This window comes from Bacillus sp. F19 (genome assembly GCA_023823795.1).
Lineage (GTDB): Bacteria > Bacillota > Bacilli > Bacillales > Bacillaceae > Bacillus_P.
On record CP085710.1, the window covers coordinates 3,966,521 to 3,982,053 of the forward strand.

Annotated in this window: 18 protein-coding genes; 4 read left to right on the forward strand and 14 right to left on the reverse strand. The window is 40.9% G+C overall.

The window, feature by feature from the left end:
- Positions 1-59 precede the first annotated feature (59 nt).
- Positions 60-881 carry a histidinol-phosphatase HisJ gene (hisJ, locus tag LIT25_20405; protein ID USK32921.1) on the forward strand — a complete coding sequence of 274 codons (822 nt, stop codon included), beginning with the start codon at positions 60-62 and terminating at the stop codon, positions 879-881.
- Between the two features lie 21 nt (positions 882-902).
- On the opposite strand, the gene refZ is transcribed toward hisJ, so the two are convergent.
- Positions 903-1,541: a forespore capture DNA-binding protein RefZ gene (gene refZ, locus LIT25_20410; GenBank protein ID USK36352.1), complete on the reverse strand. Its 639-nt coding sequence runs from the start codon at positions 1,539-1,541 to the stop codon at positions 903-905.
- A gap of 136 nt (positions 1,542-1,677) precedes the next feature.
- Here refZ and LIT25_20415 point away from each other — a divergent pair, with 136 nt between their 5' ends.
- A complete protein-coding gene (locus LIT25_20415; protein ID USK32922.1) occupies positions 1,678-2,157 on the forward strand; it encodes a GAF domain-containing protein in 480 nt (159 codons plus the stop codon).
- A 36-nt stretch (positions 2,158-2,193) separates the two neighbouring features.
- On the opposite strand, the gene megL is transcribed toward LIT25_20415, so the two are convergent.
- Positions 2,194-3,378: a methionine gamma-lyase gene (gene megL / locus LIT25_20420; protein ID USK32923.1), complete on the reverse strand. Its 1,185-nt coding sequence runs from the start codon at positions 3,376-3,378 to the stop codon at positions 2,194-2,196.
- The gene (locus LIT25_20425) at positions 3,356-3,856 is read right to left on the reverse strand and encodes a hypothetical protein (GenBank protein USK32924.1); all 501 of its coding nucleotides are present in this window, start codon (positions 3,854-3,856) and stop codon (positions 3,356-3,358) included. Before LIT25_20425 ends, megL begins: the two co-directional genes overlap by 23 nt.
- 472 nt (positions 3,857-4,328) lie before the next feature.
- Here LIT25_20425 and rpsD point away from each other — a divergent pair, with 472 nt between their 5' ends.
- Complete coding sequence (gene rpsD, locus LIT25_20430; protein USK32925.1) at positions 4,329-4,931, forward strand: 30S ribosomal protein S4; 603 nt, start codon at positions 4,329-4,331, stop codon at positions 4,929-4,931.
- A 296-nt stretch (positions 4,932-5,227) separates the two neighbouring features.
- Here the strand turns inward: rpsD and LIT25_20435 are convergent, their stop codons facing one another.
- The gene (locus LIT25_20435; GenBank protein USK32926.1) at positions 5,228-5,347 is read right to left on the reverse strand and encodes a hypothetical protein; all 120 of its coding nucleotides are present in this window, start codon (positions 5,345-5,347) and stop codon (positions 5,228-5,230) included.
- A complete protein-coding gene (locus LIT25_20440; protein USK32927.1) occupies positions 5,337-5,759 on the reverse strand; it encodes a VanZ family protein in 423 nt (140 codons plus the stop codon). Before LIT25_20440 ends, LIT25_20435 begins: the two co-directional genes overlap by 11 nt.
- 336 nt (positions 5,760-6,095) lie before the next feature.
- Between LIT25_20440 and LIT25_20445 the strand changes: the two genes are divergently transcribed.
- The gene (locus LIT25_20445; protein ID USK32928.1) at positions 6,096-6,470 is read left to right on the forward strand and encodes a YmaF family protein; all 375 of its coding nucleotides are present in this window, start codon (positions 6,096-6,098) and stop codon (positions 6,468-6,470) included.
- 295 nt (positions 6,471-6,765) lie between these two features.
- Here LIT25_20445 and LIT25_20450 read toward each other — a convergent pair whose 3' ends face one another.
- The 9 genes from LIT25_20450 to LIT25_20490 all read right to left on the reverse strand — a co-directional run bounded on the left by LIT25_20450 (position 6,766) and on the right by LIT25_20490 (position 15,525).
- Positions 6,766-6,984 carry a hypothetical protein gene (locus LIT25_20450; protein USK32929.1) on the reverse strand — a complete coding sequence of 73 codons (219 nt, stop codon included), beginning with the start codon at positions 6,982-6,984 and terminating at the stop codon, positions 6,766-6,768.
- 255 nt (positions 6,985-7,239) lie between these two features.
- Positions 7,240-8,046, reverse strand: coding sequence for a histidinol-phosphatase (locus tag LIT25_20455; protein USK32930.1), 807 nt, complete (start codon positions 8,044-8,046; stop codon positions 7,240-7,242).
- A 79-nt stretch (positions 8,047-8,125) separates the two neighbouring features.
- Positions 8,126-9,406 (reverse strand): serine hydrolase, encoded by a 1,281-nt coding sequence (locus tag LIT25_20460; protein ID USK32931.1) that lies wholly within the window; start codon positions 9,404-9,406, stop codon positions 8,126-8,128.
- 15 nt (positions 9,407-9,421) lie between these two features.
- Positions 9,422-10,618, reverse strand: a complete 1,197-nt coding sequence (locus LIT25_20465; protein USK32932.1) for a phosphopentomutase — start codon at positions 10,616-10,618, stop codon at positions 9,422-9,424.
- A gap of 5 nt (positions 10,619-10,623) precedes the next feature.
- Positions 10,624-11,775, reverse strand: a complete 1,152-nt coding sequence (locus tag LIT25_20470) for a YhfX family PLP-dependent enzyme (GenBank protein USK36353.1) — start codon at positions 11,773-11,775, stop codon at positions 10,624-10,626.
- Positions 11,776-11,782: 7 nt separating this feature from the next.
- Complete coding sequence (locus LIT25_20475) at positions 11,783-12,898, reverse strand: aminotransferase class V-fold PLP-dependent enzyme (protein ID USK32933.1); 1,116 nt, start codon at positions 12,896-12,898, stop codon at positions 11,783-11,785.
- 15 nt (positions 12,899-12,913) lie between these two features.
- The gene (locus LIT25_20480) at positions 12,914-13,825 is read right to left on the reverse strand and encodes a phosphotriesterase (protein ID USK32934.1); all 912 of its coding nucleotides are present in this window, start codon (positions 13,823-13,825) and stop codon (positions 12,914-12,916) included.
- Positions 13,826-13,837: 12 nt separating this feature from the next.
- On the reverse strand, positions 13,838-15,136 hold the full coding sequence (locus tag LIT25_20485) for a YhfT family protein (GenBank protein ID USK32935.1): 1,299 nt from the start codon (positions 15,134-15,136) through the stop codon (positions 13,838-13,840).
- A 26-nt stretch (positions 15,137-15,162) separates the two neighbouring features.
- A complete protein-coding gene (locus LIT25_20490; GenBank protein ID USK32936.1) occupies positions 15,163-15,525 on the reverse strand; it encodes a DUF2620 domain-containing protein in 363 nt (120 codons plus the stop codon).
- Between the last annotated feature and the right edge of the window lie 8 nt (positions 15,526-15,533).

The window sequence follows — 15,533 nt, forward strand, 5'->3', positions numbered from 1 at the left end:
TAAATTTTTTTACATAATTTATCGCCATATTTCGCGGTTTTCGAGAGGTGTGACAAAGCATGAAAAAAAAAGACGGACATGTCCATACGCCATTTTGTCCTCATGGTACAGCAGACAGTCTTGAAATGTATATCGAAAAAGCTCTTAATATTGGGTTGGAAGAGATAACATTTACTGAGCATGCTCCCCTGCCTGATGGTTTTTCAGACCCTGTTCCTGATAATGACAGTGCAATGAGCAGGAGACTTTTAAATGACTATATCTCACAACTGTTAACAGTAAAAGAAAAATACTCAAAAGACATTAAGGTTAACATTGGATTTGAAATTGATTATATTGAGGGATTTGAACAAGAGACACAGGCATTTCTGGATGAATACAGCAAGTATGTTGATGATGCTGTGCTTTCGGTTCACTTTTTAAAAATAGGAGACCAATATTATTGCGTGGATTTTCATGAGAGTGCGTTTCCTCATATGATTGAAGCTGCAGGCAGCTTGAAATCACTTCATAAAAAATATTATGAAACCATGCTTGCGGCAGTAAAATCGAATCTTGGGCCATATAAACCGAAAAGGCTCGGGCATCTCACTCTCATCAATAAATTTCAAAAGCGGTTTCCTGCAGATTTTGATCTGAAAAACATGCAATATGACTTGCTGCTTGCCATTAAAGAACAGAACATGGAGCTTGATTTTAATGTTGCAGGATTAAGGAAAGATTTATGCGGGGCCATTTATCTTGATCAATGGATGATTAACGAGGCAAAAAAACAAAACATCCCTCTCGTATACGGGTCTGACGCCCATAGTGCAAAGGATGTTGGTGCACACTATTCCCTTTTTAATGAGGCTCTTTTCAAAGATTCCTATGCAGAATGATTGGGTGGAATCCAGTATTTCTTAAACAATAGCTTCTTTCTGTGCAGGTTCGCACAGCAAATGATCGATCCATATTTCAATTTCGTGGAAGTATTGTTTTACAAAATAGGTTTCATGTGTCTGTATATAGAGCACTTCAGTCATATATTGAGTCTGAAGGTAGGGCATATTCAGCAGGCTCTTTAGCTGCACTAAAATGTGCACCATTGGGGCCTTGCGGAAATAGCCGGTTTTAATGCCTTCTTCAAGAATGGCTTTTAAAAAATACTTTTCCTTCGTCAGATACGTGGTCATGACTTCTCTTATTAAAATTGAGTCCAGGGTAACTTCTCTAAGCACAAACCTCGCAAGTTGACGATTATGATGCTGGTAGTTTAAAATGTCCTGAATTAAGAGAAGAAGACAATTTTTCGGTGTTTCATGGCTCATGCGAATATAGCCTTCTTCAATGACAGAAAGGTATCCTTCATAATACTTGGAGACAAGGTACTCCAAGAGGCCGCCCTTTCCATTAAAATAGTAGGAGATATGAGCAACATTCACATTTGCTTTTTTGGCGATTTCCCTGACAGAAGTCCCATTAAAGCCCTGTGTGTTGAATAATGCAATAGCTGCGTCAATGATCTTTTCTTTCGTTTGATTGGGGACGGTCGGCTGCATTGACATAATTCTCACCCCTTTCATCATTACTATGTTATTTCAAGGAAGCAGGAGGTTTATCCTCTAATGTTTTCTCGACAATGTTTGTCCGGCTCTTTATAAATTGCTGAAAAATACACAAAGGTGGGGAATAACCGTGTTTCATGTCGAAAAATACAGCGGCAAACAAGAAGAAAATTATCAGCTGCTTATTAAGCAGCTGAAGGCTCTTTTAGAAGGAGAAAGCGATCAAATCGCCAATTTATCAAATGCTTCTGCATTATTGAATCAATTTTTGCACGAAGTGAACTGGGTCGGTTTCTATTTATATAAAGACAGCGAGCTTGTATTAGGGCCATTCCAGGGTCTTCCTGCATGTGTCAGAATCCCTATGGGCAGAGGAGTTTGCGGAACAGCCGCAGCCAATCAAAAGACTGAGCGCATCGCAGACGTTCACTCTTTCCCTGGCCATATTGCATGTGATGCAGCATCACAGTCTGAAATCGTGATACCAATTGTAAAAGATGGGCAGCTGTTCGGTGTGCTTGATATCGACAGCCCTGTAAAAAACCGTTTCAGTGAACTGGATCAAGAATATTTAGAAAAATTTACAGTGGCACTGACAGATTTTTTATAAGAATCACAAAACCGGAACCTTCAGGGTTCCGGTTTTTTATTTTCTCTCTAGTGCATGTTTTAAATCTTCCCAAATATCCTCGATGCTTTCAAGACCTACCGACAGCCGGACTAGATTATCTTCAATCCCCATTTGTTTTCTTTCATATTCCGGTATCACCGAATGTGTCATAGTTGCCGGGTGCTGAATCAAGGACTCTGCATCTCCGAGGCTAACAGCAATTTTTATCAGCCTGAGCGAGTTTAGGAAAGCTTGAGTTGCTGATTTATCATGGTATTTAAGTGTAAAGCTAATGAGTCCTCCGCCTTTTTTCATTTGCTTCTTAGCAAGAGCAATCTGCCCTGGTTCTCCCAAAAATGGATAGGCAACACGTTCAACAGCTGGATGAGCAAGCAGCCTTTTTGCAATTTCCCCTGCATTTTCACAGTGGCGATCCATTCGGACAGGCAATGTCTTCAAACCTCTAAGCAAAAGCCAGGCATCAAATGGAGACATAATGGCGCCGATATCTTTTCTTTCTGTCATTGCAAGCTGGTGAATGTATTCTTTCTTTCCTGCAACAAATCCTCCGATTACATCCCCATGGCCGCTAATATATTTTGTTGCGCTGTGCAGCACAATGTCGCAGCCGTGCAAAAGAGGCTGCTGAAGATATGGTGAACAAAATGTATTATCAACTATTACTTTTAATTTGCGTGACTTTGCAGCAGCGGTAACTGTTTCCAGATCAATCATCTGCATAGTAGGATTAATTGGCGTTTCAATATAAATGCATGAAGTCGTTGGTTTAATTGCAGCTGTTATTTCCTCTATACTGTTCAGTTCTGAAAATGAATACGTGACCCCAAATTTTTCTTCAAGCATTTTCAGCAATCCAAATGTACATCCATAGATTCCTTTAGAGCAAAGAATATGGGAACCTGTTTTGACCATAGACATGAGAACCGCTGATACAGCTCCCATACCGGAACCAAAAGCAAGTGCTGACTCAGCCTCTTCAAGTGCTGCTATTTTCTGTTCGGCTAATTGTACGGTTGGATTTCCTAATCGAGAATAAACATGACCTTCTTCTTCTCCTGCGAAACGCTTTTCTCCAGTTTCGGCCCGGTCAAATACAAATGTCGCTGTTTGATAAAGCGGAGGCGTTAAACTGTTATATGGGTCCATCATTTGTTTATGTCCGTGAATAACCTTTGTTTCAAAGCTGAATTCCTTCCCCATGTTCTCTCCTCCTTCTCTTCCTACATTCATTATCATATGATAGTTCTATAAATTTTGAAAGCGCTTTCTTTACAAAAGAAAAAAGATAGGCAGGAAACATTGTTTGAAGAGAAAAGATTAATTGATTCAAAACTTCGTCCTTGCTCATAGTAGAATGAAGTTTTTCTGTCAGCTGAGACAGTGATTTATGTTTTGCGTCGCTCTCCTTTTTATTAAACAGCCTGATAAAATAGGAAAGGAACTGATCACATTCACTTTGAAGTTTATCGTAAAACTCTTTACTGAATGAAATCTTTTCTTCTTCTTTTATCACTATAAGAAATTCTTCCAGAATTAATAGTTCAAACTCACGATCATGCATTTCTACTCGATTTTGCTGTTTAACAATGCGATTGAATTGATAAAAGCCGGCAGTTGCAGCCAGCAGAACAAACTTATGATTCTCATATTTAAAAAGCGCAACATCCTCTGAATTCATTGCCTCCTGCAGGGTGCTGACAAAATATTCTTCATGTGTTTTGCTGTTTTGCAGGCTTTCGCTGCTGATTTAATCAAAGAAAAGACTCTTAATAGACATTAACGTATACTCTGTTAAGTGTGTCACAAAAATCCCCGTATTGTCGAATCCTGCATTATTTATTTCAGTATAGCATAGAATATTTTCCAATTTATCTATTTAATGTTTTTTTCGAAAGATTCATCACTGCACCTTTTTCAAATGTTCCCTTGACTTTATATTATTAAAATCATATAATGTTCGTTGTGTAAAATAAATATTCGCAGCCTATTGATACCACTGATGTGATTTCATTTTGTTCCTCCATCGTGAGGTGTATCGTGTAACTCTCTGCTGCTGGAGCGAGGATATATGAAAACAAAATGTGCATGTCAGTCAGGATCAGTCTGTTTTTATTTTATGCCAAATAAAAACATGTAAGGAGGAGACATATATGTCTCGTTATACAGGTCCAAGTTGGAAACTTTCCCGCCGTCTGGGAATTTCATTAAGCGGAACAGGTAAAGAATTAGAAAAGCGTCCATTCGCGCCAGGTCAGCACGGCCCGACTCAACGCAAAAAATTATCTGAGTACGGCTTACAATTACAGGAAAAACAAAAGCTTCGCCACATGTTCGGTGTGAACGAGCGTCAATTCCGCAACACATTTGACAAAGCTGCTAAAATGACTGGTAAACACGGTGAAAACTTCATGATTCTTCTTGAGTCTCGTTTAGACAACGTTGTATATCGTCTTGGTTTAGCTCGCACTCGCCGTCAGGCACGTCAAATCGTTAACCATGGTCACATCATGGTTGATGGAAGCCGTGTAGACATTCCATCATTCCAAGTGAAACCAGGTCAAACAATCACTTTACGTGAAAAATCACGTAACCTTGACATCGTTAAAGAATCAATTGAAGTAAGTAACTTCGTTCCTGAATTCTTAACTTTCGATGCTGATAAATTAGAAGGTACTTTCACTCGCTTACCTGAGCGTTCTGAATTGCCGGCTGAAATTAGCGAAGCTCTTATCGTTGAGTTCTACTCACGTTAAGTAAAGTGGATCTTAAATAGCATTTATAAAAACCCTAGAAACGTTGATATAACGTACTTTCTAGGGTTTTTATTTTTTAATTTCTTTTAAAATAACCTAAATAAACACTTCTATTTGGGGGGATTGGGGGAGGTTTTGGGGGAATAAAAAAGTGGACAGATTACCTCCCCCTCCAACTGATAGTTTCATCGTTTATTAAAGGTATTACATCAGGTCAACATAGCTGAGGGAACTCCAACTTATTTGGCGTTCCTTAAGATAATACGTACGCACCCGTTAGTTCAACAAGCCCAATCTTAATTTAATTGTTTTTGAATTGAACTAAATCCTATAATTTTTTCAATACTGGTTAATTTTAAAAGTAAGAAACCTACCATAGTCCCTAATACATTTAATATAATATCATCAACATCCAACGCCCTGTTGGGTAATAGCAGTTGAATAATCTCTATATAAACCTACTAAAATCACAGTTAGCAAATTGTTTATTCTTTTGAATTTCAAAACAAGCATGAAACCTAACGGCATAAATAATATGATGTTTCCTAAAATATTTTTTAAGGGAACTATAAAATAAAAGTGATTTAATAACTCTTTAATACTTGAAAATGGCACAAAATTATTAGGTGAATCGTATTCAGAACCAGTAGCTATTTCAATAGGGAAAAGTGTTAGTCCTATTATTCCCATTACACTAATGAAATAGAAAAGATTCACTACTTCTCGCTTCAAGTCCAATTTCTTTTTAATGAAAATTATTATAACAGCTTTAAAGATTAACCATATAATCGTTATAGCAATTGCAGGGAGGAGTAAATAAATTCTCAAAATCACACATCCTTTTTTTGTAAAAATTTCACAATGAACAAATTATATCATTCCAAAGTGATATGTAACCAATAATAAAACTTTTTTTGTTCAACTCCCTCGGTTAGATGGACTCTTGCACCCGTGAACAAGCACCTTCTCTTCCATTTCAAATTATCTTAGAAGCTGCTAAAGAAGCAGGCTTATTTTAATTTAATCGATAGCTCACTTTTTGGGGAGGTATTTTATTTATTAATTCTTTAAAATATCAATTTCATTTAATAACTTTTCCCAATCTTACATCTTTTGTTTTGTCCTTGAATAATGTGTTAAAAAGTATTTAAGGAGTGGTTATTAATGGATATCCCTGTTACTGGATTCATGTATCATTCAGATGATTCAGACCCTATGCATTCCCATCAGCTCTTTATAACTTCATGGGATGGAAGGCCTATTCATACCCACGAATTTAAAGGCATTACATCTTTTGAAGACGGACACAGTCATCAATATGCTGGAACTACTGAACCTGCACCAAGTGGAGTCCAACATACACACAGATATTTTACTTTTACTTCTATTGATAACAGACATAGACATCAAATACGTGGTATAACTGGACCAGCAATTCCTGTTCCGAATGGTGGTCATTATCATGAATTTAGTGGTGTTACCACTGTCGATGGAACTACACCACATAGACACAGATATAGTGGAAGAACAAGTCTATAACATAAATTTCTTAACTCACCGATAAGGTGAGTTTTTATTATTAAGTGAATCAATTTTCACGATAATTATTCTTTACACCCCTTCTCAAATCGTAAGAATGCTAGTGTTTTGTCTGCTATTGAGTTCTACTCACATTAATTGAATTGCTAAGTTAACGAAATATTTAAAAGCTCTAAAAACCTTATTTTCTCTAGGTTTTTAGGGCTTTTTTATTTTTTGCATTGTAAACGTTGATAAAACGATTTCCAGGGATAAATCGACTGCAATTTCTATTCTTAAACCTTAAAACCGTTTTCTAGGCAAATTTCGCTTTCCTCTTTGGCATAGCAGCTGATAAAATATTACTTGTTTTGAAGAGCCTTAATTGTTGCTTTGTGAAACAGTAAGCCTTAATATAATTTTCTTTTACTTCATTAACAATGATAGTTCTTTGCGTAATTAATCCTTTTTCAGAAAGGTATATAATTTCAATCGGCATCTGCTGATTTTTTGATTTCTCCAATAAGACCTTCATAATATCAACTCCTTTATTCTCCTTTCACCATATGAGAACAAACGTTCTGTTACAACAAATATTACAAATTTATTTTCGTGTAATTTTTGGAAAAGGTAAGATATTATATATTTCAGCATTTTTCCTGCTGTTCTGATAAATTTTTCTCCAAACCGATTTGAAAAACTCCGCCTGTCTTCCTACACTAATTCTTCAATTTTCATGCCAAGTCTCAAGAGCTTTTTTCTAGTGATTTGCGTGATACACTGGAATTTTTTATAAAGAAGTCATAAACCGTTTTCTTTGCCTAAAAATAGCCCATTCTTTAAATCCTATTTCTTTTAGCACACTCTGCACCTCCTCAAATTCATCTCCGACACGTGCAGGGGTGTGGGCATCTGACCCGAATGTGACCTTCACTCCATGATAAAGCGCTCTTTCCAGTATTTCGTCAGAAGGATACCATCCTCCGCAAAATTTGTTTTTGCCGGATGTATTGATTTCAATCGCTACATCACACTCTGAAATGATGGTTAACGTCCGGTCCACCGCCTCGGTTTGAATCGCTGAAAATTCGGGATAATAACCTTTCATGGCGTCTATGTGACCAAGAATTTGAAATACGCCACTGTGGGCAGATTTCTGAATCAAGGTGTAATAGTTGTCCTTCGTCTTCTGTTTCTCCTGTTCAGTGAGCCCTTCCCAGCGATCTTTTTTAAAGATATTCAGCCCTTCTACATGATGTACCGATCCAATCACATAATCGAATGGATACTTTTCAAAATACTGCTTGTACATATGGATATGCTCCGGAAAAAAATCAGACTCTACACCGAGAAGAACTTCGATTTTGCCTTCATACTCTTTTTTCAGGCTCAGCACTTCCTTCACGTATTCTGGAAAATGACTTTTTGCCATCGCAATATTCGGATACAAATGGTCTTCTTCGCTGTATAGATATGGAGAATGGTCCGAAATGCCAATTATATCCAGTTTCTTTTCCAATGCCGCTTCCACGTAATCGCGAATGGAGCACTCTGCATGTCCGCATCTTTCATGGTGAGTATGGTAATCAAATTTCATTTTCTGCACCCCGCTTTTCTTTTATTAGTAGTGTATCAATTTTCCGTCATGCTAAAAAGACACCTATTTGTAAGGTGTCTTATCGATTAATCGAAGAATAAACGATGTTGGCGATTTTCTTAGACAGAGGTCCTGTGCTCGCATAGCTTCCGCTCGGGAGCTGTCCATTGTTTTGTTTGTTGGTGAGCAGGATGATCTGCAGGTTGTATTCCGGATCTATGATGACTTGAGTTCCTGTAAATCCTGTATGACCAAAGGCTTTTTCCGAATACTGGTCACCCATGTACCAGTTTTTCGCTTTCTCAAATCCATACCCTTGTCCGAACGCTTGATCAGAAGTAAAGGTGTTGACCGTTTCCTGATTGTAAATTTCCACTTTGCCATAGGACCCGCCATTCAGCATGACCTGTCCTAATACGGCTAAATCCTTTGCCGTTGAGAACAGACCGGCATGACCGGCAACCCCGCCGTTTCCATAAAAGCTGTTGCCATCATTCACTTCTCCAACGAGTGTATAGTCCCTCCAATAAGGAAACATGTCCGGATCTTCCTCTACATCGTATCCAAAGTCAGGATCATCAATCATTTTATACTCATATGGATTTCCCCATGAAGTGGCGGCGATTTTCTTTTTCTGCTTCGCATCAGGCGTGAACATCGTATTCTTCATTTTGAGAGGCTTGTAGATTTCGTTTTCCAAATATCGATCAAGGTGCTGCTTAGTGATTTTTTCAATTATAAATCCAAGTGTCATAAAACCGAAATCACTGTATTTCCGCTGCGTGCCTGTTTCATATTCAAGTGGCAGCTTATTAATATAGTTAAGTACTTCTTTTGAATTGCGGGCGTAAAGATAGGTAGGGTACCAAGGGGTTAATCCCGACGTATGCGTTAATAAATCTGCAATGGTCACATGCTCTTTTCCATTTTGACCAAATTCAGGAATGTATTTAGCTGCAGGATCGGATAGGGATAATTTATTCTCATACTCCAGCTTCATAATCCCCTGGGTTGTGCCCATCACTTTTGTAACAGAGGCTAAATCAAAAATATAATCCTTTTTCATTTTTCTGGGATGATCGAGAAGGTTCCCCATATCGTATTTTTGAGCATCACCGTATGCTTGTTCCTTGAGTATTTTTCCGTTTCTTGCAACGAGCACGACCACTCCGGGTGTAATTCCATCTTCTATTGCCCGGTAAACGGCACCGTCGATTTCTGATAGAATCTTTGGATCCATACCTTCTGTTTTAGAATTCCCATAGCTTAGTTTTCCTGGCTTTTCTTTAGCTGATACGCCGGCTGCAAATGGAGCTGTAAATAGGAAGATGATCATCAGATATACACCTATCTTTTTCATTCTTTGCCCTCCTTTTTAGTTCGCATTCAAGATTTCTCTCAAAAAACTTCTTCCATATTCAGGTGCGGGGATTTTGGTATATTCAGCCATGGTTGCCGCAATATCTGCCATCGTTTCCCGTTCTCCGATTGACACTGGCTTGACTTTGTTTCCAATCACAAGAATTGGCGTTTGCTCTCTTGTATGGTTGGAGTGGCCGATTGTCGGATCGTTTCCGTGATCAGCTGTGACGATCAGCAAATCATCATCTTCGAGTTTTTCCCGGAATGCTGCAAGAAAGGAATCGGATTCCTCAAGCACCGAGCGATACCACTCGCAATCCTGTTTGTGTCCCGCAAGATCGGTTTCCTGAACATTTATAAGAAAAATCGCATCCTTTTCTGCTTTCCGGTAGTGATGCTCAAAAGACGAAAGCACTTTGACGGTTTCAACAGCTGGGTCACTGAATCCCTTTGCCAAAACGACATCGGCGGTTTTCCCAATCCGGTAAACTGGCAGACCTTCCATCTCTGCCAGGTGGGCAAACTGTCTGCTGTAATCCACTCCAAATCCAAGATGCAGCACATGGTAGCCTTCGCCGTATACATGGGCATTCGGACTGTCCACTCCCCACTGACCGTTCGGCTTGTTCATTACGGCTGATAATATTTTTACAATAGACGTTTTTTCATTCCCAAATACGATGACCCTGCTCGTGTCCACGCATCTTCTTACAATTCTTGCAATCTCACATGCTTCTTCAAATGCAATTTGATTTAAATCGCATATTAAATTAATAATGTTTCCAGGTGAGGACTCCAGATTGTCGCCAATTAAAATACAGCCATTCACCAGTAAAAGCGGAGCTTCCGGAACCGGATACTCTGCACGGCAGCCGTTTTGGATCAGCTTCGACTTGATGCGCCTGCTGACTTCTTTCATCAGCCGTTTTTTAGGAACTCCAGGTTTGCTGCCCATCAGCTCCTGGTGCCCCATAAACGTATCCGCTCCGTCATGTGCAAGGTTGCTTTTTCCATAAGCAGCCGCTGGCAATCCGGTTCCATCAGCCAGCTGATTTAATCCGGAGTTATATAGAAAAGGAATGTTCAGTTCAGATGCTTCCTTCAAGTGTCGATATGTGTTCGCATTCATGTCCTCCGGCTTGGCAATTGCACAGTCCTGCATCGCTCCTATGCCGAAACCGTCCAAAATAAATAACGATACCTTTCCCATTTTCCCTACACCCCTCTCCTCTGAAAATGAACCACCTCAGGAGTTTTTGAATCTGCATTTTTAAGAAAAGCCACGTGGGATCTCGTAACAAAAATCTGCGTTCGGAAAGCGTAAAGAACCGTATCTCCAACATTCATCTTTGGACCCCGCTTCAAGCTTCCGTAGTAATCAATGTTTTCTGAAGAAGCCGGATGAACCGCTGTTTCCTGATCCAAGCGATCTCCAAAGAGTGCCTTTTTCATATTGGAACGGGCATAAAACCCGCCTGCAATGGTGTACGCCTGATCTTCATCCATATGCGAGATTTCCGATAAATAAGTCATGCACGGTTTCTCTATCAGATTTTCAGTATACGCATGCAGAGGAGTCGTTCCTGTCAAGGCATGCCCCGGCTCACCGTGCGTAATCCCATATTCGCGAAGAAGGGGGATCGTATGGCAGCTAGTGGAACTCGGCGCATTAAGATGAGTTACTTCTATTCCCTGGTTAGCAAGAATGTCTCTGGATTTTAGCAGGGTTTGCAAATTACTGGTGAATTCAAAATCGGTTTTGGCCTCGTTCAGCTGCAAGACCGGAAAACACGTTGCTCCAATGACGTTTATTCCCGACATCAGCTGCAGCTCACGTATACTCGACTCTAAGCTGTCAATTAAAAATCCGCCGTATTGACCCGGATAAATGAAATCATGCTGGCTAATCACCCTTAATATAACGTTCTGTTTCAGTCCCAGTTTGAAGGCTGCATCTGACAGCTGTCTGGCTCTTTCCAGGGAGAAAAGTGTGACCACTTCAGGCCGGAGCTGTTTTAGGACCATTTCCCATTGATGTTTTCCAGGCTGTACAAGATGACCGAGATTCCCTATTTTGCAGCCTGCCTCTGAAAGATTGAATGCTTCATCAATATCAACTGCAACCGCTTTCTCGATACCGTTTCGCTGGATGGTCTTCCCGACAAAACCGCTTCGTCCAATTTGTTTCGTCATATAAAACAGCTTAACGCTGTTTGTCTCGGCTGATTTTGCAAGAGCCCGTACATTTGCCTTGAATGAGTCCAAGTCGATGACGTACGTATTCGGAGGGATAGAACCACTCTGATGCAAGGCAGCTGCTGCCTTAATTAATGCAGGGTTTCGTTTCTGTATCATGTCTAAGAACAAGGCTGTCTCATCCCCTAACGATCTCATTAACTGAAAGCTCAAGTATCCGTAAAATGGTTTCCGCAGATGCTTTCATTGGATTGATTCTCAAACCGTATTCTCTTAAATGTGGCTGGCTTTCTAAAAAGCTCCCGGATACGCGATAAATCATTGGCAGGATATCGTACTTTGATTCTGCTCCGACTGGATAGGTTGCCGCTCCGAATGAAGAGGCTTTTTCAATCACTTTTGGTGCGATCGGTGCTGAAAGTTCAACAATTACATTCTTTGATTGAGAGTTTGTGATATACGCTTCTTTAACAAATGAAAAACCTCCATGATTAAGGTTTTCGCATAGCTGCTCCACCTGTTCATTCTGAATCGCCAGCATAACTGGAGCCACCGTCATGGCCCGCAGCAGTTCATGGGCTTCGTGCCCCTGGACCTGACCGCCTCCGGAATAATTGGTTTGATGTATTTTTTCAATGATTTCACTTGAACCGAGAATGAGGCCGATGCCTTCAGGGCCAAGCACTTTAAATCCCGAAAAAGTAGAAAGGTGCGCTCCATACTCAACTCCAATGCCCTTCATTTTCATTGCACAGTAGTTATCATCAACCAAAATGATGACATCCGGCCTTGACTTTTTAACAAGAACAATTATTTCTTCTAAATCATAAGTATCGGTCGGCTGCTGTCTTGCATGCTGAATGTAAAATACCTTTATATGCAGCTTTGTTTCTAATGCATTTTTCACATTGTTCATCTGATTGAAATTTACAGCCTCTTGCTTGAGTCCCATCATTCGAAACGTTTCTTTTGTGGTCATGTACATCGGTGCTTCATGGACAAAAATAGAATCTCCCGGTTCCGCTATCATACTAAGCGCAATCCTGATCGCACCGGAACCGCTTCCTCTCACAAGAGCGCAGTCCTCAGAATCAAACACGTTCGATAACACCTTCTCGGCAGCTGCTGTTGTTTTTGGGCGGTGATACTCCGGATGAAGCCCCACATCTCCTGTTTCAAAAAAGGCATTGTTTCGAAACACCTTCGTCATTTCATCAATCAGTTTGAATTGAAGTTCTTTTGCCTCTTCCATCGTCCGATTAATAAGTACGGAATTTGCATATTTTAACGCCATTTTCCATCATCCTTCCTAACCGATGCTGAATGCCTTTTGAGGATTGGTTACGAGCAGTTTATTTATAATAGAGCTGCTGACTCCATGGCTTATCAGTGCCGGTATAAACGATCGGAGAACAATATCATATCCCTGCCCTCCGTGTGACTTTAGATGAGATTTCCTTGTCAGGTCACTAGAGAGCAAGAGCTGATTTTCAAAACCTTTTTCAATAAATGTGAGCAAAGACCGGATTCGGTGTTCATCCGCCCGGTAATTTTCTTTGCCGATCGTATCCATCGCCGCAAATGCTCCGCTGTTCAATACTTCCAGTACAACTTCATCGTTCGTATTCAGATCCTGATGGCCGATGATCACCTTTTCAAGAAACAGACCTTCTTTTTGAAAAAGATCAATCTGCTCTAGGGCACAAGTGCCGAGCGTTGTATGGGTGGAGAGCGGAAGCTTTGTGGTTTTGGCCGCTTCGATGGCTCCATGGAAAAGCTCGGTTTCGATCGGTTTAAATTCATTCAGACTGCTTCCGATCTCACCGATTACCCCCGGTTTAATTCCCGTCTCTCCTATTCCCTCTTTGATTTCCGTGATCATCCACTCTGCAAATTGATCCCGATTCCATTCCTTTTTGTCATCCGGAATGAATGGATCCTTATAGCAGCCCGTACTCGCAATGATTTGCAGACCAGTTTTCCGGCTAATTTCCGCAAGCTGCTGAGCGTCTCTTCCCATCCCCTCATTTGTGACTTCTACAATCGCTTTGCCTCCAAGAGCGGCAAAACTTTCTAAGTCTTCCATGATGAGTTCAATATCCTGCAAGCAAGTATCTTCGTTCTTTTTCACTCTGCTTAAGTCCACATATAGATGTTCATGACAGGCACACACACCTAACTCCTGCGGCTCCAGTTTACCTAGAACGGTTTGAATATACATTGAAAAGCCTCCTTATCCTGCTTGCGGTATGTAGAGCCCAAGAAGTACCAGGATGTTTCCGATAATTCCTACTGCAATTGCTCCAACAGGCCCAACTGCCATACGGACGATTGGACGTCCAGCTGCTTCATTCAGTAAATAGATCCCGGCAATGGCGAAGAAGCCCAGACCTGGAACAATGGCATTCGCAGCATTTGCGCCTCCAATGAGAAGGGCCACTTCCAATACGCGCGTCATCGCTGTCCTGATGTTTTCACCAGATGCCCGAATACCGGGATAGCGGTCGAGAACTTTTGCTAATTGAGTCAAAATCATCACTTCCACGAAGATGATGACGGCTCCTAAAATAGCCGCGATGAATGGATTTGGGGAGAAAATTCCAGCCCCGAAAACGAAGGTAAACCCTACTGGACCATATACCCCTGTAGCAATCGCTGTACTTGCTATCAGCGGAACGAATCCGATAGCTTTTGCAAGAGAGGCAATACCGCCTTCGGCAATCTTCCCTTCCGATAGCAGGTTAAGAGAGATCGGGTCGCCGGCAATTAAAAGCTGGCTCGTAGCTGCGGCTACAAGTCCGCCGCTTATCATAAGCACCCATACATATTTTTTAATTTTCGAGACGCGTTCTGTGAACAATGCCGCTAAAGCGGACAGGCTCTTCTCATCCGACTTTTCCCGTACAGCAAATGCGATTAAGAAAATCATTCCGATGATAAGAGCAATCCCTTCCGGACTTAAAACAACTTGCGTCCCATTGATGCTGATCAGCTTTTCCGTGTTCGCAAAAACGATAAGCTGTCTTGCAATTGCCGCCACAATAAACGTCAGAATCCCTTTTTTAATTCCAAATTGAAGAGCAACAGCGATGGCTGGAAACACCATGAAGGAAACGACAACCGGTTCGCCGATTTTATTAAATCCTTCAGCGAAATTCAGCGGCAGCATCGCAAATGCATCGACGACAACCTGCAGACCATAGTAAATGCCAGCACCATATAAAGCTCCGGCAGCCCCTGCGAGCACGGAATTAATTTTTCCTCTGTTGAAAGCAAGACCAATGATGTCTGTACCAAGCAAAATACTATGAATAAGAATAATGCTTCCCGCAATTGAAATCGGAATCCCAAACCCAATGACAAGACCGAAACTCATGGCAAAGGCGGTTACCCCAAGCTCTTTTCGGCTCATCCGCCCTTCAAGATTTTCCGGAACAATCGGTCTGAGCCCATCGTTAAAGACCGCAATCCCCAGATTTGCCATGACGGCTGCTAGAGCCCCAATACAAGCCATTAAAATTACTTCTGCCATCTCTCTTCCCCCATCCCCATATCAATCTATTTGTTTTTTAATAAAGCCTCCATTAAATACTCAACAGCTTTCTCCTTGTGATCCCCAGTAAATCCAAAAGCTATTGCCCCCTGATCGACTGCTAACTGCACGTTTTCTTTTAGCGGCGTCTTGCCGGGCATAGAGATGGTTGCGCACTTTGGTTTTCCAAGCAGCGCTATTGCCATAGCCAAAGCTCCACCTCCTCCGGTATGGCAGGCGCCGACGTAATAATCCGCTCCCCCTGATTTCAGCAGCATCGCCGCTTCTAAATCAGCTTTCACGGTTACTTCTACCTGCTCTCCTCCGTATTTCTTAACTAAACTCTCAATCTCTTTTTTCTCTACCTGACCGCCTACTACAATTTTCATTCTTTATT